24 protein-coding genes and 1 pseudogene are annotated in these 26,123 nt (G+C 74.8%); 15 read left to right on the top strand and 10 right to left on the bottom strand.

The window, feature by feature from the left end:
* Positions 1 to 114: 114 nt before the first annotated feature.
* Together RQM47_RS12500 and RQM47_RS12505 are read right to left on the bottom strand one after the other, a co-directional pair.
* The gene (locus RQM47_RS12500) at positions 115 to 1,038 is read right to left on the bottom strand and encodes a PfkB family carbohydrate kinase (RefSeq protein WP_311665289.1); all 924 of its coding nucleotides are present in this window, start codon (positions 1,036 to 1,038) and stop codon (positions 115 to 117) included.
* 192 nt (positions 1,039 to 1,230) lie between these two features.
* Positions 1,231 to 1,986, bottom strand: a complete 756-nt coding sequence (locus RQM47_RS12505) for a hypothetical protein (protein ID WP_311665291.1) — start codon at positions 1,984 to 1,986, stop codon at positions 1,231 to 1,233.
* A gap of 249 nt (positions 1,987 to 2,235) precedes the next feature.
* Here RQM47_RS12505 and RQM47_RS12510 point away from each other — a divergent pair, with 249 nt between their 5' ends.
* The 11 genes from RQM47_RS12510 (at position 2,236) to RQM47_RS12560 (ending at position 12,876) form a co-directional block, all read left to right on the top strand.
* Entirely contained in the window at positions 2,236 to 5,055 is a 2,820-nt protein-coding gene (locus RQM47_RS12510) for a tetratricopeptide repeat protein (RefSeq protein WP_314009213.1), read from the top strand.
* A 47-nt stretch (positions 5,056 to 5,102) separates the two neighbouring features.
* Positions 5,103 to 5,591, top strand: a complete 489-nt coding sequence (locus tag RQM47_RS12515; RefSeq protein WP_311665296.1) for a hypothetical protein — start codon at positions 5,103 to 5,105, stop codon at positions 5,589 to 5,591.
* A gap of 3 nt (positions 5,592 to 5,594) precedes the next feature.
* On the top strand, positions 5,595 to 7,337 hold the full coding sequence (locus RQM47_RS12520; RefSeq protein ID WP_311665298.1) for a hypothetical protein: 1,743 nt from the start codon (positions 5,595 to 5,597) through the stop codon (positions 7,335 to 7,337).
* Between the two features lie 40 nt (positions 7,338 to 7,377).
* On the top strand, positions 7,378 to 9,426 hold the full coding sequence (locus tag RQM47_RS12525) for an SPOR domain-containing protein (protein ID WP_311665301.1): 2,049 nt from the start codon (positions 7,378 to 7,380) through the stop codon (positions 9,424 to 9,426).
* A gap of 21 nt (positions 9,427 to 9,447) precedes the next feature.
* Positions 9,448 to 10,209 (top strand): MotA/TolQ/ExbB proton channel family protein, encoded by a 762-nt coding sequence (locus tag RQM47_RS12530; protein WP_311665303.1) that lies wholly within the window; start codon positions 9,448 to 9,450, stop codon positions 10,207 to 10,209.
* 3 nt (positions 10,210 to 10,212) lie between these two features.
* Positions 10,213 to 10,620 (top strand): ExbD/TolR family protein, encoded by a 408-nt coding sequence (locus tag RQM47_RS12535; RefSeq protein WP_311665305.1) that lies wholly within the window; start codon positions 10,213 to 10,215, stop codon positions 10,618 to 10,620.
* A 115-nt stretch (positions 10,621 to 10,735) separates the two neighbouring features.
* The gene (locus RQM47_RS12540; RefSeq protein ID WP_314009214.1) at positions 10,736 to 11,446 is read left to right on the top strand and encodes a HEPN/Toprim-associated domain-containing protein; all 711 of its coding nucleotides are present in this window, start codon (positions 10,736 to 10,738) and stop codon (positions 11,444 to 11,446) included.
* 8 nt (positions 11,447 to 11,454) lie between these two features.
* Positions 11,455 to 11,808: a helix-turn-helix domain-containing protein gene (locus tag RQM47_RS12545; protein WP_311666090.1), complete on the top strand. Its 354-nt coding sequence runs from the start codon at positions 11,455 to 11,457 to the stop codon at positions 11,806 to 11,808.
* Complete coding sequence (locus RQM47_RS12550; RefSeq protein ID WP_311666088.1) at positions 11,805 to 12,401, top strand: transposase; 597 nt, start codon at positions 11,805 to 11,807, stop codon at positions 12,399 to 12,401. The genes RQM47_RS12545 and RQM47_RS12550 overlap by 4 nt, the downstream gene beginning before the upstream one ends.
* A gap of 42 nt (positions 12,402 to 12,443) precedes the next feature.
* Positions 12,444 to 12,650, top strand: coding sequence for a type II toxin-antitoxin system HicB family antitoxin (locus RQM47_RS12555; protein WP_314009215.1), 207 nt, complete (start codon positions 12,444 to 12,446; stop codon positions 12,648 to 12,650).
* Position 12,651: 1 nt separating this feature from the next.
* Positions 12,652 to 12,876 carry a type II toxin-antitoxin system HicA family toxin gene (locus RQM47_RS12560; RefSeq protein WP_349256331.1) on the top strand — a complete coding sequence of 75 codons (225 nt, stop codon included), beginning with the start codon at positions 12,652 to 12,654 and terminating at the stop codon, positions 12,874 to 12,876.
* A gap of 411 nt (positions 12,877 to 13,287) precedes the next feature.
* On the opposite strand, the gene RQM47_RS12565 is transcribed toward RQM47_RS12560, so the two are convergent.
* A complete protein-coding gene (locus tag RQM47_RS12565) occupies positions 13,288 to 14,910 on the bottom strand; it encodes a M1 family metallopeptidase (protein ID WP_311665023.1) in 1,623 nt (540 codons plus the stop codon).
* A 184-nt stretch (positions 14,911 to 15,094) separates the two neighbouring features.
* Entirely contained in the window at positions 15,095 to 16,666 is a 1,572-nt protein-coding gene (locus RQM47_RS12570) for a YifB family Mg chelatase-like AAA ATPase (protein WP_311665025.1), read from the bottom strand.
* Positions 16,667 to 16,765: 99 nt separating this feature from the next.
* Between RQM47_RS12570 and RQM47_RS12575 the strand changes: the two genes are divergently transcribed.
* The 3 genes from RQM47_RS12575 to RQM47_RS12585 all read left to right on the top strand — a co-directional run bounded on the left by RQM47_RS12575 (position 16,766) and on the right by RQM47_RS12585 (position 17,752).
* Positions 16,766 to 17,104 (top strand): hypothetical protein, encoded by a 339-nt coding sequence (locus tag RQM47_RS12575; protein ID WP_311665028.1) that lies wholly within the window; start codon positions 16,766 to 16,768, stop codon positions 17,102 to 17,104.
* A 151-nt stretch (positions 17,105 to 17,255) separates the two neighbouring features.
* Positions 17,256 to 17,483, top strand: a complete 228-nt coding sequence (locus RQM47_RS12580) for a hypothetical protein (protein WP_311665030.1) — start codon at positions 17,256 to 17,258, stop codon at positions 17,481 to 17,483.
* Positions 17,480 to 17,752: a hypothetical protein gene (locus tag RQM47_RS12585; RefSeq protein ID WP_311665033.1), complete on the top strand. Its 273-nt coding sequence runs from the start codon at positions 17,480 to 17,482 to the stop codon at positions 17,750 to 17,752. The genes RQM47_RS12580 and RQM47_RS12585 overlap by 4 nt, the downstream gene beginning before the upstream one ends.
* 65 nt (positions 17,753 to 17,817) lie before the next feature.
* Here RQM47_RS12585 and RQM47_RS12590 read toward each other — a convergent pair whose 3' ends face one another.
* The 6 genes from RQM47_RS12590 to RQM47_RS12615 form a co-directional block, all read right to left on the bottom strand.
* Positions 17,818 to 18,363 (bottom strand): hypothetical protein, encoded by a 546-nt coding sequence (locus tag RQM47_RS12590; RefSeq protein WP_311665035.1) that lies wholly within the window; start codon positions 18,361 to 18,363, stop codon positions 17,818 to 17,820.
* Positions 18,360 to 19,823 carry a 4Fe-4S binding protein gene (locus RQM47_RS12595; RefSeq protein ID WP_311665037.1) on the bottom strand — a complete coding sequence of 488 codons (1,464 nt, stop codon included), beginning with the start codon at positions 19,821 to 19,823 and terminating at the stop codon, positions 18,360 to 18,362. The genes RQM47_RS12590 and RQM47_RS12595 overlap by 4 nt, the downstream gene beginning before the upstream one ends.
* Before the next feature lie 133 nt (positions 19,824 to 19,956).
* Positions 19,957 to 20,337, bottom strand: coding sequence for a HEPN domain-containing protein (locus RQM47_RS12600; protein WP_311665039.1), 381 nt, complete (start codon positions 20,335 to 20,337; stop codon positions 19,957 to 19,959).
* Positions 20,334 to 20,669, bottom strand: coding sequence for a nucleotidyltransferase domain-containing protein (locus RQM47_RS12605; protein WP_314009216.1), 336 nt, complete (start codon positions 20,667 to 20,669; stop codon positions 20,334 to 20,336). Before RQM47_RS12605 ends, RQM47_RS12600 begins: the two co-directional genes overlap by 4 nt.
* A 70-nt stretch (positions 20,670 to 20,739) precedes the next feature.
* On the bottom strand, positions 20,740 to 21,981 hold the full coding sequence (locus RQM47_RS12610; RefSeq protein ID WP_311665043.1) for an FAD/NAD(P)-binding oxidoreductase: 1,242 nt from the start codon (positions 21,979 to 21,981) through the stop codon (positions 20,740 to 20,742).
* Positions 21,982 to 22,210: 229 nt separating this feature from the next.
* Positions 22,211 to 23,173 carry an NADP-dependent oxidoreductase gene (locus RQM47_RS12615; RefSeq protein ID WP_311665046.1) on the bottom strand — a complete coding sequence of 321 codons (963 nt, stop codon included), beginning with the start codon at positions 23,171 to 23,173 and terminating at the stop codon, positions 22,211 to 22,213.
* Between the two features lie 240 nt (positions 23,174 to 23,413).
* Here RQM47_RS12615 and uvrA point away from each other — a divergent pair.
* Positions 23,414 to 25,970, top strand: a pseudogene (gene uvrA, locus RQM47_RS12620) (excinuclease ABC subunit UvrA).
* The last annotated feature ends 153 nt before the right edge of the window (positions 25,971 to 26,123 follow it).

Consider the following 26,123-nt stretch of genomic DNA (forward strand, 5'->3'; position numbering starts at 1 on the left):
CACGCAACACGAACCGCGCGGCGGCCGTCGCGGGCGGGGCGGCCACCCTGGGTCCCCCCTCCCTGCCTCCCCCCGCTGGGGGGAGGAGACTTGACGTTGCCTACCAAACCGTCTCTAAAAGACGAGGGCGGGGACCGACGCCAGGCGCTGGAACGCTTCGAGGCGCCCGTCGAGGTCGTCGGACGTGGTCTCGAGCAGCCGGTCCGGCCCGAACGACTCGACGACGAACGAGGCGAGCGCCGAGCCCACGACGACCGCCTGCCGCATGGCCTCGGACGAGCGCGCCCCGCTCCGCGCGAGGTGGCCCGCGAACCCGCCGAGGAACGTGTCGCCGGCCCCGGTCGGGTCGGCCACGGTCTCCAGGAGGTAGGCCGGGGCGGCGAACACGTCGTCGTCGCAGAACAGGAGCGCCCCGTGCTCGCCCTTCTTGATGACGACCGTCCGCGGCCCCATCGCGCGGATGTCGCGGGCCGCCTTGACCAGGCTCGGGGTGTCGGCGAGCTGCCGGGCCTCCTCCTCGTTGACGAGCAGCACGTCGACGCGCGCGATCGTCTCGGCGAGGGCCTCGGGCGCGCTCTCGATCCAGAAGTTCATGGTGTCGGCCACGACGAGCGGGGCGGCCGCCGCGGTCTGGTCGATGACGGCGCCCTGGATGACCGGGTCGAGGTTGCCCAGGCACACGATCTCGGGCGCCCGGAGCGAGGCCGGCAGGTCGGGCTCGAACGTGGCGAGCACGTTGAGGTCGGTCGTGAGCGTGTCGCGCGACGACAGGTCGTGGCCGTAGCGCCCCTCCCAGAAAAACGTCTTGCCAGCCTCGTCGCGGACGAGCCCGTCGAGCCCGACGCCGCGGTCGCGGAGGGCATCGACGTGGGCCTCGGCGAAGTCGCCGCCGACGACCGCGTTGAGCTCGACGTCGGCCCCGAGCACGCGGGCGGCGAGCGAGGCGTAGGTGGCGGACCCGCCGAGCACGCGGTCGGCGCGGCCGAACGGGGTCTCGACGGTGTCGTAGGCGACGGTCCCGACGACGAGGATGCTCATGGGACGGGCGGGATGGGGAAGCGGGAGGGGCAGGCGCCAAACTACGCGGGCGCCCCGACCGCCCCGCCCTCGGCCGGCGAACATCGCGTGCAGGGCGGGGTGGCGCCGGGCGGGGTGGTCCCCACGACAGCGGGGGCGCCCCGGACCTGGAGCGCCCCCGCGGGACCGGACGGGCCGAAGCCCTCGAACCGGCTAGTGGCGGGCCTTGCTGACCCAGTCGTCGACCTTGGCCGCGACGACGCCCGAGAGCGCCACCTTGACGGCGTCCGAGACGTGGTCGACAAAGTCCTTGCTCCGCTCGTAGCCGTCCTCGAGCGTGTCGCCGGCCTCGTCGGCCGAGTGGCGGAGCAGCTTGGCCGCGCGCTGGAGGCTGTCCTCGAGCGAGTCGCCGACGTCCTCAATGTAGTCCTCGGGGTCCTTGCGGAAGGAGGCGATCTCCTTTTTGGCCGACTTCCGGTACTTCTTGGCCTTTTTCTCGGCGTCCTTCTTAAAGGCCTCGGCCTCCTTCTTGTACTGCTTCCGGCGCTTGGCGGCCTCCTTCTTGTACACCTTGGCCTTTTTCTCGACGCGGTCGGCGAGCGTGGGCTCGGGGTCGGGGAGCAGGGCCGTCACGACGCGGCCGGCGAGCAGGCCGATCCCGGTCGCCGCGAGGATCGCGAGCCCGGGGTGCTCCTCGACCCACGACTTCGTCTTCGTCACCCAGTCCTGGTCGGCGTAGTCGTCCGGCATCTCGTAGTCGGCCGGGAGCGGGGGGCGGGTCGGGCTCGACGCCGTGGCCGCCTCCTGCGCGACGGGCTCGATGGTGGCGTCGGGGAGGGCCGGGGCATCGCCCGTGGTGCCGCCCGTAGCGCTACCGCCCGTAGCGGTGTCGCTCTTGGCAGCGTTGCCCTTGGCGGCGTTGCCCGGGGTCCCGGCGGGCGGGGTGTTCTTGGTGGAGTCGTCGGCCATGAGTCTGATGGAGTCTGGGGAGAAGGGGCGCGCGGGGCGCTCTGGGGAAGAGAGGGAAAGAGCGTAGGTACGACGCCCCGCCCCCCCTTTGTTTCTAGCCCGCCCGCGCCTCGGGCGGAGAGGGCGTCAAGAGCGGCCGCCCCGCCCCGGCCTCCGCGCACGCACGATTCGTTCGGGGGCGGGGTGGCGCAGGGACGGTGGGGCCGGCGGTCGCGTAGATTGCGCCCCTTCGCCGGACGTCGTCCCCCCATGCCCCTCCGGTCTCTGCGCGCGCCGCGTCGGCCCGCGCCCCCGTCCCGTCCCCGGTGGTTCGCCACCCGGTGGCTCGCCGCCGCGCTCGCGTGCGGCGCCGTCGCCACCCCGCCCGCCTACGCCCAGACGGCGGGGCGGCTCGTCGCGCCCGACCCGGCGCGGGCGGCCGAGGCGTTCGACGAGGCCCGCGCCCTGTTCGACGGCGCGCTCTACGAGTCGTCCGCGCGGGCGTTCGAGGCCTTCCGCGAGCGGTACCCCGAGAGCCCTCGCGCTGCCGAGGCGTTGTACCTCCAAGCCGAGTCCGCGCTGGCGTCGCGCGACGGCCGCGGCGCGGCCGACCTGTTCGCCCGGTTCGAGACCGACTACCCCGCCAGCCCGTTCGCCGCCGACGCGCGGCTGGCGCTGGGCCGCTACTACTACGCGTCGGGCGCGTACGACCAGGCCGAGGACGCGCTCCAGGCCGCGCTCGCCCGCCCCGCCCCGCCCGCGCTGGAGGCCGAGGCCGCGTATCTCCTGGGCCAGACGGCGATCCGCCAGGGGCGCCCGGCCGCCGCCGAGGCCGCCTTCGCGCAGGCCGCCGCGCTCGACACGCCGACGGCGCCGGCCGCGCTCTACGCGCTGGGCACGACGCGCGTCGAGGCCGGCGACTGGGGCGGAGCGGCGGCCGCCTTCGAAGGGCTGCGCGACCGCTACCCGACGGCCCCCGAGAACGCGGCGGTCCGCCTGGGGCTGGCCGAGGCGTACCTCCGGGCGGGGCGGCTCGACGAGGCCGCCGCCGAGGCCGAGGCCCGGCGCCCCGCCCTCGCCGGCGACGACGCCGAGCGCGCGGCGCTCCTGGCCGGCGAGACGCGCGTGCGCCTGGGCCAGATGGACGCGGCCGAGGCCGCGCTCGCGGCCGTCCCCGACGCCAGCCGCTACGGCCGCCGCGCGCGGCTCGCCGAGGGCCGCGCGGCCTACGCCGACGGCGACTGGCAGCGGGCGGCCGACGCCCTCGCCGCCGCGCGCGCGGGCGGGGCGGCCTTGGAAGGCGCACCGGGCGGGGCGGCCGACGCCGTCGCCCACGAGGCGGCCTACTACCAGGGCCTCGCGCTCAAGCAGCTCGGCGAACTGGCCGACGCCGAGGCCGCCTTTGCCGCCGCCGAGGACCGCCCAGACGGCGCCTACGCCGACGCCGCGCTCCTCGAGCTCGGCCTGCTCCGCTACGAGCGCCGCCGCTACACGGACGCCGCGGGCGCCTTCGACCGGCTCCTCGCGGAGTACCCGCAGAGCCCGTACGCCGGCGAGGCCGCCCGGATGCTCGGCGAGGCCTACGCCGCGCTCGGCGACGCCGCCCGCGCTCGCGAGGCGTTCGCCCAGGCCGAAAACCTGGGGACGGCCTCGGCGGAGACGCGGGCCGAGGTCGCGTTCCAGGACGCCTACGCCCGGTTCCGCACGCGCGACTACGTCGGCGCCGTCCCCGCGCTGCTCGCCGTGGCCGAGGCGGACCCGGCGGGGCCGCGCGCGGGTGAGGCCCTGTTTTGGGCCGGCGAGGCGGCGTTTCAGGCCGGCGAGTACGCCCGCGCCGAGACCATTCTGGTCGACTTTCTCGCGCGCTACCCCGACCACCGCCAGGCGACGGCGGGGCGGTACGTGCTGGCGTGGACCCACTTTAAGCGCCGCGATTACGACGCCGCCGCGACCGGCTTCGAGCGGTTCCTCTCGGCCTACTCGCGGAGCGCCGAGTCGGTCCCCTACTACGCCGACGCCCTGCTCCGCCTGGGCGACGCCTACTACGCGCTCGGCCGCTACGACGACGCCCGCCAGGTCTACGCCCGCGTGCCCGCGGCCACGTCCGAGCGCCAGGGCGGCGACTACGCGCTCTACCAGACGGCGCAGGCGTTCGGGAGCGAGGGGCAGACCGACAGCGCCCTCGCCGCCTACGCCCGGCTCCTCACCAAGTACCCGCAGTCCGAGCTGTACGCGCAGGCGCTCGTGGCGCGGGGCGCGCTCCTGGCCGCGCGCGGCGACTACGACCCGGCCGTCGCGGACTACGAGCGCGTGCTGAGCGAGCGGCCGCAGGACCCGGCCGCCGCGCGCGCGCTCCTGGGCGTCGCCGACGTCCGCCTCAACCAGGAGCGGTACGCCGACGCCGAGGCCGCCTACCGGACCGTCCTCGACCGCTACCCGGGCTCGCCGCTCGTGACCGACGCGCTCGACGGGCTCGCATTCGCGCTCGGCGAGCAGGGGCGGGGCGGCGAGGTCGACGCGGCGGTCGCGGCGGCCGAGGCCCGCGTCACCGACCCCGCCGCGCGCGCGAGAATTCGCCTGTCGCGGGCGCAGTCGTCGCTGGCGGCCGGCCGCGACTCGCTGGCGGTGGCGCAGCTCGAGGGGCTCCTCCAGAGCGGCCCGCCGCCCGAGGTCGAGACCGACGCGCTGCTCGCGCTGGGCGGGGCGTACCGCGCCGCCGGCGACGCGGCCGACGCCGCGCGCGCGCTCCGGCGCCTGCTCACGCGGTTCCCCGAGAGCGCGCTCGCGCCCGAGGCCCAGCTCCAGCTGGCCGACGCGCTCCTGGCGTCCGGCGACGCCGAGGACGCGCGGGCCGTCGCCGCAGGCTTTGCCGCGGCCTACCCCGCCGACACCGAGCGCGTCGCCGCCGCGCTCCGCCTCGAAGCGACGGCGCTCGACGCGCTCAGCCGCCCCGAGGAGGGCGACGACCGGCTCCGCACGCTCGTCGAGCGCTACCCCGAGTCGGCCGCCGCCCGCGCCGTGCTCCGCGCCCGCCCCGAGCTCGCCCCCGCCCCGCCCCCCGTCGACGGCGAGGACGGCGGCGCCCCGTGACCCCGACGCCGCCCCGCCCCCCCGAGGCCCCCACTGCCCGGTTCGTCATGACCCGCGACGTGTTCGCCGAGACGGTCCTGCACGGCACGCGCGAGCGCCGCCGGACGGCGCAGACGCGGCTGGCCGGCTACGCCGTCATCACGCTCGCGGCCGCCCTCGCGTGGTGGTGGTTCGTCGGCGGGGGCGGGCTGTTCTTCGTCGCCGCCGGCTACTTCGCCGTCGTCGCCGCGCTCTACCCGACGCTGGCGCGCCGCCGCGCCCGCGCGGCCGGGGCGGGGCGGTCGGACATCGGCCGCGCCGTGACGGCGCGCGTGACCGAGGCCGACCTCGTGGTCGACGTCGAGGGCGTCTCGCACGCGGCCTACCGGCTCGACGCGCTCCACGCCGCCGAGCCCCGCGACGAGGGCGTCCTCGTCGAGCTGTTCCCCAGCGAGGTCGTGTGGCTCCCCGACGGCGCGTTCGCCGACCGCCCCGCCCGGACTGCGTTCGAGCGCGCCCTCCTCGCCGGCGCCCGCCTCCCCGACCCCGCCCTCTGAGCCATGCGCGCGTTCTCGCCTGCCAGGACCCTGCCCCCCACCCCGCCCTCCGCCCAGACGGGCGGGGCGGCGCCGTCGCAGTCCGCCGTGCCCGCCCCGCCCGCGGCGGACGCGACGAGTCGTGTCCCTACGGGCGCTCTCCTCCGGGCGGGGCGGTTGGGGGCGGCTCTCCTCCTGCTTCCCTTCCTCCTCCCCGCCCTCGCGGCGGCGCAGACGCCGGACGACGAGCGGCTCCCCAGCCTCACGCCGCGCGTATTCGAGAGCCGGGGGACCGTCCGCGTGAGCCTCCCGGACATCGAGCGCCAGCCGCTCTCGGGCTTTGGGCCGCCGCCGCGGACGTACGTGGTGCCGGCCGAGCGCGAGCCGGCCACGCGGCCGTTCGCGCCCGACCTCGACGCGCTCCCGGTCTACGTCCTCGACGCCCCGCCCGAGCCGGCGCTCTCGGCCCGCGAGCCGAACACGTTCCGCGTCGAGGGCGGCGTAGGATCCCACGTCGCCCGCTACGGGCGCGCCGACCTCGCGGCGACCGGGGCCGCGGGCGCCTTCTTCGTCGACGCCGACTACGACGGGATTCCGGGCGGCGACGTCGGGTTCGACCAGCGGGTCGGCGAGGACGCGTTCGCGGTGCGGGCGGGGGGGCACTCGTTCGCACCGGGCCGCGTGCGCATCGAGGGGCACGCGGTCCTCGACCGCTACTCGACGCCGGCGACCGCCGAGTTCGGACGCCGCTCGCGCCGCTCGCTGGGCGCCGAGGTCGGCGTGGAAGGGTTCGGGGCCGTCCGCTACGACGCCGAGGTCCGGTTCGAGCAGTCGCGGCTGGCGCGGACCGACGGGGACGAGGAGGCGACCGAGGGGCGCTTCGAGGCGCTCGCACGGGCCGGTTTCCTGGACGACCGCGTCCGCCTCGACGCCGCCGGCGGGACGGCCAGCCCGGGCTCGGGCGGGGCGGACGTCCAGTATGGGTCGGCCGGGGCCGCCGTCGCGCTCGGGCGGGGCGGGGCGTCGCTAGTCGTCGGCGCCCGCGTGCTGGGCTACGACGGCGACGGCGGCGGCAACAGCGTCTCGGTCGGGCCGATCATCGACCTGACGCTCCCGCTCCGCGGCATGACGGCGTTCGCGACGAACACGCCGCGCCTGGCCGCTCGGTCGCTCTCCGACCTCGCCGCGCTCAACCCGTTCGTCGCGCCCGACCCGCTCGTGGTCCCCGACGTGCTCCCGGTCGACGCCCGCGCCGGCGTCGAGGTCGGGCGCGGCCCGTTTCGCGCGCGGGCGTTCGGGATCGGGCTCTACGCGCCCACGCTCCTCGTCTTCGAGCGGGGCGGCGACGCGCTCTACGCTGAGGACTACGTCGAGGCGACGGTCTACGGCGCCGGCGCCGACCTCGTGGCGACGGCCCCGGGCGGGGCGGAGGCGTCGGCCGGCGTCGAGTACCGCTACGCGCGGACGGACGACGGCGACTCGGTCCCGTTCTACGCCCCGTTCGTGGGGCGGGCCGGCGTCCAGGTCCCGTTCCCGCGCGGGCGCGTCGGGCTGGCCGCCTACGGCGAGGGGCCGCGGCCCACGCAGCGGATCGGCGGCGACGACGCCTCGGCGTGGGGGCTCGTCTCGCTCGACGCCCGCTACGACGTCTACGACCCGTTCTCGGTCACGCTGCGGGCCGAGCGGCTCGTCGGCGAGGCCGAGCGCTGGCCAGGCTTCCCGCGGCCCCCGTTCGCCGTCATGCTCGGGCTCCGCCTCGCCCGCTGACGCCGCCCCGTAGCTTGCCCTCCCCGCACCCGCACGCCCCGTGACACCGATCGACGCCCTCGCCGCCGCCCTCCGTGAGCGGCTCGTGACCGGCCGGCCCGCCCCGCTCCCCGGCCTCGGCACGCTCGTCCGCCAGCACGTGTCGGCGCGCGTCGAGGAGCACGCGGACGGCTCGCGCACGATCCTCCCGCCCGGCGAGACGATCGGGCTGGCCGGCGCCGACGAGACGGCCGAGCCCATCGCGGCGGCGTTCGCGCGCGCGCTCGGCCTCCCGCCCGGCGACGCCGAGGGCGCGCTGGCCGACGCCGTAGACCAGGTCGAGGCCCGGCTCGCGACGACCGGCGAGGCCCGCCTCCACGGCATCGGCCTGCTGCGGCGGACGAGCCGCGGCGTCGTGCTCGGCGTCGAGTCGTCGCTCCTCGACGCCGTCAACCAGGCGTACGACGGGCTCGCCCCCATCGAGGCGCGGCCGGCGGGCGGGGCGGTGGCCGAGCCCGCCCCGCCCCACGACGACGCGGGCGACGCGTCGGACAGCGAGGCGGACGCCGCCCCGCCCGACGCGTCCCCGTTCGACTGGGGTGAGGACCCGCCCGCGGCGGAGTGGGACGACGACGAGCCCGCCCCCGAGGAGGAGGACGCCGACGAGGACGAGGACTTTTCGACGCTCGACCTCGACGACCTCCTCCCCCACCCGCCCGACGCCGCCCCGGCCGCCGCCCCGCCCGGCCTCGGCTGGGGCTCGCTCGCCCCGCCGGAGGACGCGCCGCCCGCCGACGAGGCGGCAGACGACGCGCTCGGAGACGACGCGCTCGGACACGGCATGACGGAGGCCGACGAGGCCGACGCCGATCAAGACGCCGCCCCGCCCCGCACTCCCGAGGCCGCGGAAGACGAGGCCGCAGGAGACGAGGCCGACGACGAGACGCTCGCCGTCCCCTTCGGCGTTCCCGAGGGCGAATCGCTCGCCGACGTCCTCCCCCCCACCCCGCCCGAACACGACCCCGCGCTCGACGCCGACGCCGCACCCGACGACCTGGGCGGGGCGGCCGATCCGGGCGGGGCGGGCCACGACGACAACGCCCCGACGCCCGCGGCGTGGGCGTCGCTGGGAACGGCCGCCGCGGCGCCCCTCAGCGACGACCCGGCGCCCCTCTCCAGCGCCGCAGCGCCTTCCAGCGACGAGGGCGGGGCGGAGCCCGTCCCGACCGCCGAGACGGCCAGCGAGCCACCCGCCACCCCGCCCACCGAGACGGACGCCGCACCGACCGAGGCGTCCGCACCCGAGCGGCCGCGGCGGGTGCCCGTCGACCGCGTCGGCCCGCCTGCGAAGCCGCCCGGAGCCGCCGGCCCGGCCGTCGCCCCGCCCGTCGAGGCGCTCCGGGGCGGGGCGGGGCGGCCGACCGCTGCCGCCCCGCCCGAGCGCTCGTTCCCGTGGTGGATCGTGGCCGCCGTCGTGCTCCTCGGCGTCGCCGCGCTCGCGTGGTGGGCGACTTCGCGCGGACCGGACGCGCCGCCGACCGCCGCGACCGACGTCGCGCAGGCCGAGCCGACCGTCGTCTCGGCCGCCCCGCCAGCTTCCCGCGCCGCGCCGCGCCGCGACAACGCGCAGGGCGTGCCCGGAAACGCCGCGGCGCCCGCTCCCGACGACGACGCCGATTCCGCCGTCGACCCCGCCCCGCCCGCGGCGGCGGCGCCCGGAGGCCAGCCGCCGCGCGTTCCGGGCGGGGCGGCGCCTGCGCGGCCGCCCGCGCGGTCGATCCCGGCCGTGAACGTGGCCCCGCCCCAGCTCGGCGGCCTCGACGCCGACGACCGCGCCGCGCTCACCGGCGGCACCGTCGACCCCGACGACCGCGACACGTGGACGTTCGTCGTCGTCTCGCTCCAGATCCGCGACGACGCCGACGCCATCCGCCGGGGCTACCAGGAGGCCGGATACAAAACCGCGCTCCTCGCCCCGCCCTCGGGGAGCGAGTTCCACCGCGTCGCCGTGGGCCAGTTCCGGTCGCGGTCGCAGGCGCTCCGCCTCCGCGACCGGCTCCCGCCCCAAGCCCCGCCCGAAACCTGGGCGCTCTCCCTCCGCACCCTCTAGCCCCGCCCCGCCCGGGCCTCCATGCTCCCCCTCGCCCTCCAGACGGCCGTCGCCGACTCGGTCCGCCTGGCCGACACGCTCGCCGTAGCCACTGCGCCCGCCGCCGAGCCGTCCTTTTTCGACTCGCTCACGGGCGGCGTCCGCCTGCTCCTGCTCGGCGGGTGGACGATGGTGTTCATCCTGCTCCTGTCCGTGCTCATGGTGGCGATCGTGTGGGAGCGGGTCCGCGCGCTGCGCCGGGCGCAGGGCGATCCCGAGACGCTCACGCGGACCGTCGCCGACTACGTCGAGGCCGGCGACGTGAGCGGGGCGAAGGCGTTCTGCCGCTCCCAGGACACGCCGGCCGCGCGGATCGTCCAGCGCGGGCTCGACCGGCTGGGCCGGCCGATCGGCGAGATCAAGGAGGCCGTCCAGGAGGCGGGGCGGCGCGAGACGTACGCGCTCGAAAAGCGGATGGACCTGCTAGCATCGGTCGCCGCCATCGCCCCGATGCTCGGGTTTCTGGGCACGGTGACGGGCATGATCGCGGCGTTCCAGGACATCCAGCGCCTCGAAGGGCTGGCGAGCCCGGCCGCGCTCGCCGGCGGCATCTGGGAGGCCCTCATCACGACGGCGGCCGGGCTCGCGGTCGGGCTCGTGGCGCTGTTCGCCTACAACCTCCTCGTGAGCCGCATCGGGCGCCTCGTCAACGGGCTCGAGCGGGCCTCGTCCGACTTTATCGACCTCCTCCAGACGCCGGCCGGCGACCGCCGCCCCGCCCCGCCGCGCGCGGTCGCGCCCTAGCCGATGGCCTCCTTCGACTTCTCGTCCGGCCGCAAGCCGATCACGGCGTTCAGCCTCGCCTCGCTGACGGACATCGTCCTGCTGCTGCTCATCTTCTTCCTGCTCACGAGCTCGTTCGTGACGCAGAACGGGCTCCGCGTCGACCTCCCGGACGTGGCCTCGGCCGCCCCGCTCGAACAGCAGTACGTGGCCATCACGATCGACGGCGACGGCGCCTTCTTCGTCGACGAGCAGCAGACGGCCCGCGACAGCCTCGCGACGGCTATCGCCGCCGTCCGCGGCGACCGCGAGGCGCTGGCGGTCTACGCCGACAGCAGCGCGTCGATCGCCGGGCTGGCGGCCGTGGCCTCGGCGGCCTCGGCCCTCGACATGCGCGTGTCGATCGCGACGGAGGCGGTGGCGGTGGAGTAGGGCGGGGCGGGGTGGTGGCTGCGTCTTGTGCTTCTCCGCCACCGCCCGCACAGTCAGCTGAAGTTCTAGTTCTGCCGCATGCTCCGAGACCGTTGCCCTCGGTCAGGGCTCTTTTATGGGTAGCTATTCTGAAATAAAACTTGGAGCGCTCAGCTTGGGATCGGTAAAGAATGGGTATGACCCCTACCTCTTGAGCCTTTTCCAAGAGTCTGACAAGCGGCTTGTCGAGACCACCTTGGGTGAGTGCGGATTGTACGGCGAGGTGGACGAGGGTGAGGAGAACGACCCAATCACACTGATCCAGTATGCTTGCACTGTCCCGGTCGTAAGAGACCGTCTTGAGTTGTTGGGCTTCACCCGATCAGTCGCTGAGAAGGGGTTCGAAGTTGGGCGAAGTGCTGAGGTTGACAGGCTTGAGGAGTGGAGTCGCCGTGACTCATATGGTGATCTGTATGCTGAAACCCTTTCAGTTCTCCGACAGATTACGCTGGACCAGTGGCAAGAGACGGTGCGTGATATTGAGGCCGAGTCACTTCATCGGGCGAACCCTTACGACCGATCTGCCTCGCTATCTCCCCTGCATAGATACGTGCTTACCAATAACTGGTACGGATTCCCCGGGCATGAGTATCGGCACTTTCTCCGGCTTGCGGTCGATACCGTTCCATCGGATACCGAGTTGGTCTACGACTTAACCGACTTGGTGCTAGGAGGTTGGGTGGACGATTCGGATGAGCTGGTAGAAGAGCTGGCTGACGAGGTGTCCGCCAATTTCAATGCCGAGCGCCGCGTCATACAGCGAAGCCATCCCGGGTTGACAGGGTAGCTTCGGCCATGCCCGCCCCGCTCTCCGTCGACCTCCGTCGCCGCGTCCTCGACGCCGCCCGCTCGGCCACTGCCCCCGTCGTCGCCGCCCGCTTCGGCGTCTCCGTCTCGACCGTCCACCGGCTCCGCCACCTCGACCGCATTCAGGGGTCCGTCGAGCCTCGGCCCCACGGCGGTGGCCATACCCCGCTCGTGACCGACGACGACCGCCCGCTCTTCGACGGGTACCTCGCCGAGAACCCTTCGATGCCGCACGCGACCATCGCCCGCCGGTTCGAGGCCGACACCGGACGCGCCATCAGCCGCCAGACCGTCCAGCGGATGCTGGGTCTGTGGCGGGTCACCCGAAAAAAAAGTCCATGATCGCCTCCCAGCGCTTCCGCCCGGATGTGGTCGCCAAGCGCGAGGCGTTCTTGGCGGAGGTCGCGGCGATCCCAGCCGAGCGGTTGGTTTTCGTCGACGAGTCGGGGATTCAGATCGGCGCGCGGTCGGCGTACGGGTTCGCGCCCATCGGCACGCGGTGCGTCGAGGTCGCCCCTTTCCGGGTCGGCAAGCGGGTCAACCTCATCGGGTGGATGGCCGCGACGTGCGGGTCGGTGCGGGCACACGAGGGGTCCGTCAAGGCCCCCCACTTCGAGGCGTTCGTGGCCGAGAGCCTGGTGCCGTGCTTGGAGGAGGGCGACGTAGTGATCTGGGACAACGCCCGGATCCACAGCCCGGCTGCAATCGCACTCGTTGAGGCCGTCGGTGCCCGCGTGCTCCCGCAGCCGCCGTACAGCCCGGATCTCAACGCGATCGAGCCGATGTGGTCGAAGGTGAAGGCGATCGTCAAGCAGAAGCTGGCCGACGCCCGGGACGCGCTGCTCGACGCGCTCGACGAAGCCGTTTCCGCGGTCACACCATCGGACGCCTCCGGGTGGATCGCGCACTGCGGCTACGCCTTCCTACCCGACTGAGCTACGCTGTATCATCCGTCCGCAACCGATCCGTTTGGCTCAATGAAGTACCGCGTTCTGATCGAGACGGACGAAGACGGCGTCTTCGTCGCCACAGTGCCCAGCCTCCCCGGCTGCGTCGCGGACGGCGCGACGCGGGGGGAAGCTCTCGCTAACGTCCGCGACGCGATCGCGCTGTACGTCGAGAGCCTCAAAGACCACGGCGACCCCGTCCCGCCGCCCATCACGGAGGAGATGGTCGAGGTCTAGCGTGGGCCGGCTGCCTGTCGTTTCGGGTCGCGCTGTGGCCGAGGCGCTGGCGAAGCTCGGGTACGAGTTCGACCGGCAGAAGGGGAGCCACATGGTCCTCCGCCAGTCCGCAGCTCCGCACCGCCGCGCGGTCGTCCCGGACCACAAGGAGGTAGCGAAAGGCACGCTCCGCTCGATCATTCGCGAGGCGGGCCTGACGGTAGACGAGTTCCGAGCGCTCCTGTAGCCTCTGCGCTGGAGGACACCGATGCAAGACGCGAGCATTCTCAACTCGGGCGGGGCGGCGCGCGACGACACCACCCCGCCCCGCCCAACTGGCTCCGACCCGTGGGCGGCGGGCTAACGTGGCGACGGTCGCCCAGACGCCCCCAGACGCCTCATCCCGAGCAGGCGGGGGTGCAGGAGGGCTGACCACCCCGCCCCGAGTTCCTGGATGGCTGCGCCGACGCTGCGCGGTCCCGGATCAGGTCCGGGATGACGGCGGAGATGTCTAGCGAACCGCCCGACCTCGCACGAGCCGACCACTCCACGGAAGCAAAGCCCGCCGCGCTGAGCGGCACGGACGGGGCGGAGAACGTCACCCTCTCCACCCCGCCCGAGCGGGGCGGCTCCGCCTGCGCGCGCCACCCCGCCCCGCCTACGGCGCCACCGTGCGCAGTTCGACGTAGTAGTCCGGGTCCACCACGACCGCCCCGCCATCGGGGAGCGACTGCCACGCCTCGGTCGGCCGGAGCGTCTGCGCGCGACCGCCGACCGTGACCTCGACCGGCATGTCGAAGCCCGGCACCACGTCGGCCCAGCGGTAGTCGGTGGTCCCGTCGCCCGTGCGGACCTCCAGCGTCGGGATCTGCGTCGTCTCCAGGTACTGCTCGAACACGCGCGTCAGGTCGAGCCCGGTCGCCCCGCTGAGGTAGGCGCGGACTTCGGCGCCGGTCACGGTCCGGTGCCGGAACGTCTCCTGGAGCCCGCGGAGCGCCGCCCGCCACCGCGCGTCGTCGCCGACGAGCTGGCGGACCGTGTGCAGCAGGTTGGCGCCCTTGTAGTACATGTCGCCTGAGCCCTCGCGCGCGACCCCGAACGGGCCGACGACGGGCCGGTCGTTGAGGACGTTCGCGCGCGTCCCGATCACGTACTCGGCCCCGGCGTCGCGGCCCTGCTCGCACTCGACGAACAGGTTCTCGGCGTAGGCCGTGAACCCCTCGTGGACCCACATGTCGGCCACGTCCTCGGACGTCACGCTGTTGCCCCACCACTCGTGAGCCGCCTCATGGACGAGGATGAAGTCCCAGCTCAGCCCGCGGCCGGTCCCCGAGAGGTCGCGCCCGCGGTAGCCGTTCTCGTAGCCGTTCCCATAGGCGACGGCGCTCTGGTGCTCCATCCCGAGGTAGGGCGTCTCGACGAGCGTGAAGCCGTCGTCGTACCACGGGAACGGGCCGAACCAGTGCTCGAAGCACGCCAGCATGGGCTTGGTCTGGGCAAACTGGCGCCGCGCGCGGTCCTCGTTGTAGTCGAGCGGGTAGTAGTCGAGCGTGAGCGTGCCGCCCTCGCCCTCGTACGTGTCGTCGAAGTGCGCGTAGTGGCCCACGTTGACGGCCACGTTGTAGGTGTTGATCGGGCTCGTGACGGCCCAGACGTAGGTCGTCGTGCCGTCGCCGTTGTCCGTCGTGCGCCGGAGGCGCCCGTTCGAGACGTCGGTGAGGGCGCTGGGAACCGTCACGGCCACGCGCTGGCTGTCGGGCTCGTCGGTCTGCGAGTCCTTGACGGGCCACCACGCGCTCGCGCCGAGCCCCTGGACGGCCGTCGCGATCCACGGGCGGCCGAGGCTGTCGGCGGCCCACACGAAGCCGCCGTCCCACGGCGCGTTGGGGGCGGGGCGGGGCGCGCCGTGGTAGCGGACGGTGACGGTGCGGAGCTCGCCCGGCACCTGCGGCTCGGCCGGGGCGATAAACACGGCGTTCCCGTCTCGGCGGACGGCGAGCGGGCGCCCGTCCTGCTCGGCGGCGTCGACGACGAGGGGCTCCTGGAGGTCGATCTGCATCTCGCGCGCTGGCCCGACCACGCGGTACGTGATCCCGACGCTCCCCTGGAGCGCCCGGGCCTCGGGGTCGAGGCGGACGTCGAGGTCGTAGTGCGTGACGTCCCACCACGCGCGCTCGGGCGTGACCGAGCCGCGGAGGGTGTCGGCCCGCGTCGGCGGCGCCTCCTGGGCGAGGGCGGCGGGCGCGGCGAGGAGGACGGCGAGGGCGAGCAGCAGGCGCACGGGCGGGGCGAAGGCGGGAGACGTCCCCCAACGTACCGCCGCGCACGGGCGGGGCGGCCCGGTTCCGCCACCCCGCCCGCATACCACGACGCAGGACCCGACGCCGCCGACCACCCCGCCCCGTGCCCCGGACCGAGCGCCGAGGGCGGGGCGGCCGCCGAGGGCGGGGCGGACGCCGAGGGCGCTACTGCCCCCACCCCGCCCGGTCGAGCGAGCGGTACTGGACGGCCTCCGCCACGTGCTCGGCCTGGACGTCATCGGCGCCGGCGAGGTCGGCGACCGTGCGCGATACTTTGAGGATGCGGTCGTGGGCGCGCGCGCTGAGGCCGAGGGTCGTGAGCGCGGCCTTGAGGAGCCCCGCCCCGCCCGCGTTGAGGCGGCACCAGCGGCGGACCTCGGGGGCCGTCATCTGCGCGTTGCAATAGCGGCCCCTCGCGCCGCCGTCGGCCTCGAACCGCGCGGCCTGGCGCGCCCGCGCCGCCACGACGCGCTCGCGGACGGCGGCGCTGGGCTCGGCGTCCTCGCGGCGCCGCAGGTCCTCGAACGGGACCGGCGTGACCTCGACGTGGAGGTCGATCCGGTCCAGGAGCGGCCCGCTCACTTTCGCGAGGTACCGCTGCACCTGGCCCGGCGCACACACGCACGCCCGCGTCGGGTCGCCGGCGTGGCCGCACGGGCACGGGTTCATGGACGCCACGAGCATGAACCGGGCGGGGTAGCGGACGGTCGCCCGCGCCCGCGCGATCGTCACCTCGCCCTCTTCGAGCGGCTGCCGCAGGACTTCGAGGACCGGCCGGTCGAACTCGGGCAGCTCGTCCAGGAACAGGACGCCGTTGTGAGCGAGCGAGATCTCGCCGGGCATCGGGTTCGAGCCGCCCCCGCACAGGCCGGCGTTCGAGATCGTGTGGTGCGGCGAGCGGAACGGGCGCTCGGCGACCAGCCCGTGCCGCGCGGCCCCGTTCAGCCGCCCGCCCACCGACAAAATTTTCGTCGTCTCCAGCGCCTCCGTCGGCGTCAAGGGCGGGAGGACCGTCGGGAGGCGTCGGGCCAGCATCGTCTTGCCCGAGCCCGGCGGGCCGACCATGAGCGCGTTGTGCCCGCCGGCCGCGGCCACTTCGAGCGCGCGCTTCACGAGCCCCTGCCCACGGACGTCCGCGAAGTCCAGCCCGCCGGGCGGGGCGGTCGCGGCTTCGAGCGAGACCGGCGCCGCGGGCGTCCCCACACCGCCCCGCTCCGCCAGGAAGTCGAACGCCTCGCGGAGCGTGGCCACGGGGTAGACCTCGAGCCCCTCGACGACGGCGGCCTCGGCCGCGTTCTCGGGCGGCACCAGGATGCCGCGGCGGCCCTCGGCGCGCGCGCCGGCCGCCATCGGGAGCACGCCGCGCACGGGCCGCACCGCGCCGTCCAACCCCAGCTCGCCCACGACGACGACCTCGTCCAGCACGTCTTGCGCGATCGCCCCGCCCGTCACGGCGGCCAGCAGCCCGAGCGCGATCGGGAGGTCGTACGCCGACCCCTCCTTGCGGACGTCGGCCGGCGCCAGGTTGACGGTGACGGCCCCGCGCGGGACCGGCAGCCCGCTTGTCTTCAGCGCCGCCCACACGCGGTCGCGGCTCTCGCGCACGGCGCCGTCCGGGAGCCCGACGACCGTCCACCGCGGGATGTTGGGCTCGGTGTGCGTCTCAATCTCGATGGGGAGCGCGTCGACGCCGAGGACGGCGGCGCTCCAGACGCGGGACAGCTGGGACGTCGGCATGGGCAGCGGGCGGGGTGGGCGCCGGTAGACCCCGCCCCGCCCGCGACGTAACCCCGCGAGCCGCCCGCGCGTTGGGGCGCCGATGCCTCCCCGACCGCCATGCGCCTCCGCCCCGCCCTGCTCGCCCTCTCTGCCGGCCTGTGCGCCCTCGCCGCCTGCGCCCCGCCCACAGGCGACGTGCTCCGCGGTGAGGTCGTCTCCGTCGACGCCGCCCCGCTCGCCTACGACGGCGACGCCCTCGTCGTCGTGCGCACCGACGCCGGCGAGCGGACGGTCCACGTCCCGGCCCGGATCAACCTGTGCGCCGCGAGCGACTTTCCCGACCTGGGCACGCTCCAGCCCGGCGACCGCGTCGAGGCGCGGGGCGAGGAGAACGCCGAGGGCGGCGTGACGCCGTGCACTTCGGCCGACCACTTTTTCCGCGTCGTCGCCCCGTAACGGGCGGGGCGGCCGCCGGGGCGGGGCGGGCGCCTTGGCTCGCGGGCGGGGCGGCGGTTCCGCGGCCAACTGTCGGTTCTCGGCCTGCACGCTGGGAGAGCGCCCGGCGCGTTCCACCCCTCGCGCACCGCGACCGGGTATACTCCACGCCATGACCGCCCTCCTCCAGGACGCCATCGACCGCCTCCGACGCCTGCCGCAGCGGGACCAGGAGTTTTACGCCCGCCAGCTCCTCAAGGAGCTGGACGCTGACGAACGCTGGGACGAGCTTTTCGCCCACACGAGCCCGGCGCACTGGACCTCGATGGTGGCCGAGGCTCGACAGGACGCAGCCGACAACGGCACGCTCAGCCTTGATGAGCTTAAAGCGAGCCTGTGACCTTCGACTTTACGAAGGGCTACCTCAAACGGCTCCAGAAGCTGCCCGGCCACGTGCAGACGCGGACCCTCAAGGCGCTCGACCGGCTCGACCAAGACGAGCGCTACCCAAGCCTCCACTTTAAGCGGGTCTCGGAAGAGGAAGGCGCGTGGTCCGTCCGCGTCAGCCAGGACTACCGGATGGTGGGCTACCGCCAGGACGACCACGTCACGTGGTTCTGGATCGGCAAGCACGACGACTACGACAAGCTGCTCGACCGGCTCGGCTGAACAGCCCGGGTCGCGCGGCGACGGCCGCCCCGCCCGGTGAACCCAACGGGGGCGGGGCGGCCGCCTTAGCCCACGGGCGGGGCGGCGCGTCCGCGGCCGAGGACCCCGCCGGCCGCCCCGCCCAGCACGAGCGCGAGCGGGAGGACGGTAAACGAGCCGACGGCGCCGGCCGCCAGGAACCCGACCACCTGCCCCACGACGGCGAGGATCGCCACTCGGACCGTCACCGCACCCACCGCCCCGCCCGCGGCCAGGGTCGTCCCGAGCGTGACCAGGGCGACGGCGACGGGGAACAGGGCGCACCCGAGGGCGAAGCCGCGGAAGGCCACGCCCATCCCGCGCGACACGCCGGAGGGGAGCGCGCGGCCGCCGGCGCCGGCGGCCAGGGGCGGGGCGGGCGCCACGACGCGCCAGGCCCCGCGCCACGCCGCTACCGCCCCGCCCACGCCGAACGCGAGGACGAGCGCGAGCGCCCCCGCGGCTCCGCTGATGCCGAACGGCCATACGCTGGCTCCTCTTAGAAACAGGGCGAGGGGCACCGAACTCGCCGCCCCGCCCACGCCGAACGCGAGCGCGGCGAGCGAGCGCTTCCCGGTCTCCGCCCCGCTCACGACGCTCGCTCGACCGTCGGCCCGCCCCGCCCGACCGGCGGCCCCGCCGCGGGCGGGGCGGTCTCGAACAGCGCGTCGTCGAGGATGTCGAGGTCCGCGATGAGGTTGTTGACCGGCCGCCCCGCCCGGGACGGGCCGCTCGTGTCCGGGCCGTTCTCGAGGCGGAGCACGCCGCGCGGGCAGACCGTCGCGCAGATGCCGCACCCCACGCACGCCGCGCGCACCACGTTCTGCCCGCGCTGCGCGTACCACTTGACGTCGATCCCCATCTCGCAGTACGCCGAGCACTGGCCGCACGAGATGCACTGGCCGCCGTTCGTCGTGATGCGGAAACGCGAGAAGAACCGCTGCTGAAGGCCCAGGATGGCCGCCATCGGGCACCCGAACCGGCACCACACGCGGCTCCCCATGATCGGGTAGAACCCGACGCCGACGACGCCGGCGAAGACGGAGCCGATGAGGAGCCCGTAGAGCCACGAGAACGTGCCCGCCGTGGCGTCCAGCCAGGCGACGTCGGCCACGGCCGCGACCCACAGCAGGGCGGTCCCGGCGACGATCAGGGCGAGCACGCCGTGGACCATCCACCGCTCGACGCGCCACGCGGTCAGGCCCTTGTCCGAGAGGTGGCGGTACGGGTCGCCGGCCGTCTCGGCGAGGCCGCCGCAGCCGCAGACCCACGAGCAGTACCACCGCTTCCCGAAAAAGTAGGTGAGCACCGGCGTCACGACGGCGAGCAGGACGGCGCCCCACACCACCATCGCCACGCCCAGCTGCCCCGCCTCGCGGAGCTCGGCCACCTTCCACGGGAAAAACAGGTCGAAGTCCAGCGGCCACGTGTAGTGGAGGTACAGCTCGGGCTCCTGCAGGCGGACGAGCACGTAGGGCAGCGCGAACGCGATCACGGTCTGGAAAAACACCACGCTCACGGTCCGCACGAGGTGGTACCGGCTGTGCCGGTAGCGGACGAACGCGCGCACGCCCATGACCAGCACGGCCAGCGTGTAGAGCGTCGAGTAGAGGAACCACTGCCCGCCGTTGGCGAGCGTCGCCGGCATCCCGCGGACGAGCCGCGAGAGCGGGTCGCCCAGCGGGATCAGCCCGCCCAGCGCGGCCGGCCAGAAGTAGAGCACGACGTAGAGCCCCGTCAGCACCACGCCGACCGTCCACCCGACCGCGCCGCGCGCCTCGTTCGACGAGAACATGGTCCCCTCGTTGTGGACGCCGGCCGAGCGCGCGAGCCCGCCGAGCGCGTAGACCACCCCGCCCGCGCTTAGCCCGCCCAGGAAGGCGAGCGAGAAGGCCAGCGGGTGCCGCGCGCCCAGATCGCTCGCGAGCGCGACCACGCCGGCCACCCCGCCCACGCCGACGAGCGCGAGCCCGAGCCGCTGCACGGCCGTCGGCCGGAACGCCGGGTTGTCGAACAGGGCGAGGCGCGGCTGCGCGAGCGGGAGGTCGGGCATAACGTGAGGGCGCCCGAGGGCGGGGCGGTCCCGACAGGCGGACCGAGCGGACGGGACGTGCGGGCGGTCCCAACGGGCGGGGTGGTGCCGGACGCGCCCCGCCCCGCCCATCGTACGGCGGGCAGGGCGGGACCTACGGGCGGGGAGGCACGACGACCTCGCGGACGGCGCGGACGAACCGCTCGGCGTCGGCGAGAAGGTCGGCGGCGGCGTCCGTCACAGCGAACGCGTCGTAGTCCGTTCGCTCGCGGGCCTGGGCGGCGTGCGGGAGGATGCCCGCGATGTCAGGGGTGACGCGACCCGACCGGGCAAAATGGAAGGCGAAGCGGTTGTGGGTGCCCGCGTGCGTCTTGGGCCGCTCCCCAACGCCGAGGAGCGCTGCTTGAGCCGGGTAGAAGCAGGCGTAGTACGACCTGTTCACGGCGGCCTCCGCGTCGCTGGCCTCCAACGCGGATCGCGCGCACGCGAGCGCCCGCTCCGCCTTGTCGAACAGGGCCTGCTGGTGCTCCGTCACAGCGCGACGCCCTCGCCCGTGGCCGCCCGCAAGAACGAGTTGACGTCCGCCGCGACTTCGTCTGCGCCGTACGGCTGCATCGAGACGTCTTCGCCGTGCTCGATGGACAGCTCGAGGCGGAGCACGGCCGTCCGCTTGAGCTCGGCGTAGGGCTCGTACGCCCCGCGGAGCACCACGAGCAAATCAACGTCCGAGTCCGGCCGTGCGTCGCCTCGGGCGCGCGAGCCATAGAGGACGAGCCGGTCGAGCCGGTCGCCGTAGAGCGCTTCGAGCCGCGCCTTCGCGTCCGCGATCGCGGCGCGAACGCGGGGCGGCGTAGAGTCGGGGAGCACGACGGGCATGGGGCAAGGTAGGCCGCCCAGACGGGCGGGGCGGCCACCCCGCCCCCGCCCACCGCGCGCGCTACACCCCGAGCGGGCGCGACAGCTCGGCGTCGAACCGCGCCGCGCCCAGGTCCGCGAGCGCCGCCTCCAGCGTCCAGCCCTCGGCAATCCACCGCGTGCAAACGTCCTGCCGGAGCCGGACGCTCAGCGCGCTCACGCCGCGGACCGCCCCGCCCTCGTGGTGGAGGCGGAGGTGGCGGGCGCCGTCGGTCCACTCCCAGTCCGCCCCGCCCGTGCTGTCGGGCGGGGCGGGCTCGGTGCGGCCGTAGACCTGGTACTCGAGGTCGAAAAACTTGGCCGAGTTGTAGAACACGCCCGGCGCGTAGACGCGCGGGCGGCCCAGCATGCCGAGCGCGGCCGTCGCGCCCTGGAGCCGAGCCGTGTACCAGATGGGCTCGCGCGGGCGCACGCCGTCCGGCGGGTCGCGGAGCTCGGCGCAGTCGCCGGCCGCCCACACGCCGGGCGCCGACGTCGCCAGCGTCCGGTCGACGAGCACACCCCGCCCGACCTCGACGCCGCTCCCCGCCAGCCACGCCACGTTCGGCCGCACGCCCGTGCCCACGCCGACGAAGCGGGCGGGGTGGCGCTCGCCGCGGCTCGTGACCACGGCCTCGACGTGACCCGCGCCCTCCATCCGTTCGACCTTGGTGCCGAGCCTCAGGTCGACGCCGTGGCGCCGAACCTCGGCGGCCACGAGCGCGCTCTCGGACGCCGAGAACACGCGCGGCAGGTAGCGCTCCTCGCGCACGAGGAACGTGACGGCGGCGCCCCGGGTGCGGAGCATCTCGGCCAGTTCGACGCCGATCAGCCCGCCGCCCACGACGACGGCGGGGTCCGGGGCCGCGCCGGGCGCCGCCGCCTCCATCCGGTCGAGGTCGGCCAGGTGGTACAGCCCTTGGACGCCGTCGAGGTCGCGGCCCGGCCAGTCCGGGAGGGCGGGGAGCGAGCCCGTCGCCACGAGGAGCCGGTCGTAGGGCACCGCCCCGCCCTCGTGGAGCGTGAGGACGCGGGCAGCGGGGTCGAGGGCGAGGGCGCGGTCGAGGACACGGTCGATCCGGTTCTCGTCCCAGAACCGGCGCTCGTAGAGGTGCGTGTGGGCGCGCGCGAGCACGCCCATGTAGACGTACATCAGCGCCGTCCGCGAAAACGGGTCCGCGGTCTCGTCCGAGATCATGGTGACGCGGGCGCCGGGGTCCCCCTTCCGCACGTGGCGGGCCGCGGCGACGCCGGCGATCCCGTTTCCGACGATGACAGCGTGCATGGAAATGCGGTACGGGGTACGGGGTACGGGGTACGGGGTACGGGGTACGGGGTACGGGAAGATGACCGCCCCGCCCCGTCGGCGCCACAGGGCGGGGCGGAACGGGCGGGGCGGGCGCTCCTCCCCGCTTCCTACTTCTCAGCTCCCCCACCCCGCCCCCGGCCGCTAACGGGGCCGTGCCCGTCGGAGCACCGGAGCCCGTAGCACGCCGCCGACCCGCCCGCGCGCGTTAGCCGGCGACGGTGACCGCGAGCTTGCCCACGTAGTGCGCGTCGAGCGCCCGCAGCGCCTCGGGGACGGCGTCGAGCGGGAACGCCTCGGCGACGTGGACCTGGAACGGCGGGAGACCGTCGCCCGAAGACCGGACCAGGTCGTTGATGGCGTCGAGCGACAACGTCGCGTTGTGCGCCTGCCCGTGAACGCCCTCGGGCACGTCGGGCACGGGCCGGACGCCGTTCGGCCATGTCATGCGGCCTCCGTCCTTGATCTCCGCGAGCGCCGCGTCCAGCGTGCCCCCGTTCGTCAGCACGAGCGCGGCGTCGAGCCCGTCCGGCGCGAACCGCCGAGCCGCGGCGGCGACGTCGGCCGTCCTGCCGTCGACCGACGCGTCGGCGCCGAGCGCCTCCACAAGGGCCACGCCGTCGGCGCCGGAGGCGACCGCGAGCACGCGCGCACCCATCCGCTTCGCGAATTGGAGCGCGAGGTGGCCCACGCCGCCGCTCGCGCCGTACACCATCAGCGCCTCGCCAGACTGGAGGTCGAGCGCTCCGCTCAGCCCCCCCATCGCCGTCGCCGCGTCGACGCCGAGCGCGCCGGCCTGCGCCAGCGGGAGCGCGTCGGGCAGCGCCGCCACGTGGTCTTCGAGGGCGAGCCCGTACTCGGCGAAGAACCCGCCGGTCTCGTTGACGGTCCCGATCGCCCAGACCTCGTCGCCTGGACGGAACCGCACCACGTTCTCGCCCACGGCGACGACCGTCCCGGCGCCGTCGGAGCCGAGGACGAGCGGGAAGCTCGGGTGGGCGCCCGCCCTCTTCGCCATCGACCCGCTGCGGACGTTCGGGTCCCACACGCCGACGCCGGCCGTGTGGACTCGGAACACGAGCTGGTCCGGCCCGGGCTCGGGGACCGGCAGCGTGTGGACGGTGATCGGGCCGCCAAACTGGTCGATCGCCGCGGCGCGCATGGAGGGCATCAGGGTACAGGAAGGGGACCACGTCCTACCACGCCTCGGCCCTGCGGTTCGCCCGCCCGCCGGTGTCCGGGACCTCTACCCGGCGCCTTTCTCGACGCGATCTCACGGGCGCCCCCGAACTCGGCCTCGTGAGAGGTCGTCGTCCGCTTGCCCCTGCTCCACCCCGCCCTCGGGCCTCTCCTACGGGGCCGTCCGGCCGCCCCGCCACTCGGCCGCACGCCCCGCCCCACCTGCGCCACCATGTCGACCCCCGCTGAGTTTTCCGGCTTCGTGCGCGTGCGCGGAGCGCGCGAGCACAACCTCAAAGACCTCTCCGTCCAGGTGCCGCGCGACGCGCTCGTCGTCTTTACCGGCGTGTCCGGCTCGGGCAAGTCGTCGCTCGCCTTCGGGACGCTCTACGCCGAGGCGCAGCGGCGCTACCTCGAGTCGGTCTCGCCCTACGCCCGCCGTCTGTTCAACCAGGTGGGCGCGCCCGACGTGGACGCCGTCGAGGGCCTGCCGCCGGCCGTAGCCCTGCAGCAGCAGCGCGGCGCGCCGACCGCGCGGTCGTCCGTGGGCAGCGTGACGACGCTCTCCAACCTAGTCCGGATGCTGTACTCGCGCGCCGGGACCTACCCGCCAGGCCTGGACGGGACGTACCCGAACGGACCGGACATCATCTACGCCGAGGGCTTCTCGCCCAACACGCCCGAGGGCGCCTGCCCCGAGTGCCACGGCCAAGGCGTGGTCTACGAGGTCACCGAGGCGTCGATGGTCCCGGACCCGTCGCTCACCATCCGCGAGCGGGCCGTCGCTGCGTGGCCGCAGGCGTGGGGCGGCCAGAACCAGCGCGACATCCTGGTGACGCGCGGCGTCGACGTGGACGTCCCGTGGCGCGACCTGCCGGAGCCCACGCGCGACTGGATCCTGTTCACCGACGAGCAGCCGGTCGAGCCGGTCTACCGGGGCCGGAGTTTCGAGGAGACGCGGCAGGCCGTGGAGCGTGGGGACGAGCCGAACTACATGGGCACCTTCAGCAGCGCCCGGCGGCACGTCATGCACACCTTCGCCAACACCGAGAGCGCGGCCATGAGGCGGCGGGTGCAGGCGTACATGATCGCGGCCGAGTGCCCGCTGTGCCACGGCAAGCGGCTCCGGCCCGAGTCGCTGGCCGTCACGTTCGCCGGGCTCGACGTCGCCGACTTTTCGCGCCTGCCGCTCAAGGAGGTGGCCGCCCTGCTGCGCCCCTACGCCAGCGGCCAGGGGAGCGGGAAGCACGCCCAGGACCACCCCGCCCAGGCCCTCGCCCGGCAGCGCCTGACCGAAGACCTGGTCGCTCGGCTGGACGTGCTGCTGGACCTGGGGCTGGGCTACCTCCAGCTGGAGCGCTCGACGCCGACGCTCTCGCCGGGCGAGCTGCAACGGCTGCGCCTGGCCACGCAGCTGTACTCCAACCTGTTCGGCGTGGTGTACGTCCTGGACGAGCCCTCGGCCGGGCTGCACCCCGCCGACACCGAGGCGCTGCTGGCGGCGCTCGCCAGCCTCAAAGCAGCGGGCAACTCGCTGTTCGTGGTGGAGCACGACCTCGACGTGATCCGCCAGGCCGACTGGCTGGTGGACGTCGGGCCGGGAGCCGGGGAGCAGGGCGGGGAGGTCCTCTACAGCGGTCCGCCCGAGGGGCTGCGCAACGTGGAAGGCTCCCAGACCGCGGGGTACCTGTTCCGCGCCGCGCCCCACGAGAAGCGCCCGCCGCGCGCGCCCTCGGGGTGGCTGGAGCTCAGCGGCGTGACGCGCCACAACCTCCGCGACCTCAGCGTCTCGTTCCCGCTGGGCGTGCTGACGTGCGTGACCGGCGTCTCGGGCTCGGGCAAGTCGACGCTGGTCAGCCAGGTGCTGGCCGAGACGCTGGCGGCTCGCCTCGGCCAGAGCGGCGGGCCGTCGGAGACGGGCCCCGCCGACGAGGGCGACCTCGAGGACGCTCAGCCACCGGGCGCTGCCGCGAGCCTGGAGGGCGACGTGGGCTCGCTGTCGCGCCTGGTGCAAGTGGACCAGAAGCCGATCGGCCACGCCCCGGAGCAACATGGCGACGTACACCGGCCTGTTCGACCCCGTCCGCAAGCTGTTCGCCGCCACGCCGCTGGCCCGCGAGCGGGGCTATAAGCCGGGGCGCTTCTCCTTCAACGTCAAGGGCGGGCGCTGCCCCCACTGCCAGGGCGAGGGGTGGGTGATGGTGGAGCTGCTGTTCCTTCCCAGCGTCTACGCGCCCTGCCCCGTCTGCCACGGCTCGCGCTACAACGCCGAGACGCTGGAGGTCCGGTACCGCGGCCAGACCATCGCCGACGTGCTCGCCATGACCGTCGACGACGCGTGGGACTTTTTCCGGGACGACGCGCCCGTCTTCCGCAGCCTCGACACCCTGCGCGAGGTGGGGCTGGGCTACCTCCGGCTGGGGCAGCCCGCCACGGAGCTCTCGGGCGGGGAGGCGCAGCGGGTCAAGCTGGCGACCGAGCTCCAGCGCGCGGGGCGCGGCCACACGCTCTACGTCCTGGACGAGCCCACGACGGGCCTCCACCCCGCCGACGTGGAGCGCCTGGCCGCTCAGCTCGCACGGCTGGTCGACGCCGGGCACACCGTGCTCACCGTCGAGCACGACATGCAGCTGGTCGTCGGCAGCGACTGGGTGATCGACGTCGGCCCCGGCGCGGGCGACGAGGGCGGCCGGGTGGTGGCGCAGGGGACGCCTCGGGAGGTGGCGCAGGCGCCGGTCAGCCAGACCGCACCGTACCTGGCGCAGGCTCTGGGCGGGGCGGGGTCGTAGGGAGAGGGCCGGTCCGAGGTGGCGCCGTAGGCGGTCGCCCAGGGTTCGAGCGCACGGCGGCGGGGGCACAGCGGTGAGGCTGGGTCGCCGGACGGGACTTGGCGGAGCGTCTACGAGGGCGCCCGCCCCGCCCGAACGGTGCACGGGCGGCCG

This window comes from Rubrivirga sp. S365, assembly GCF_032248475.1.
Taxonomy (GTDB): domain Bacteria; phylum Bacteroidota; class Rhodothermia; order Rhodothermales; family Rubricoccaceae; genus Rubrivirga; species Rubrivirga litoralis.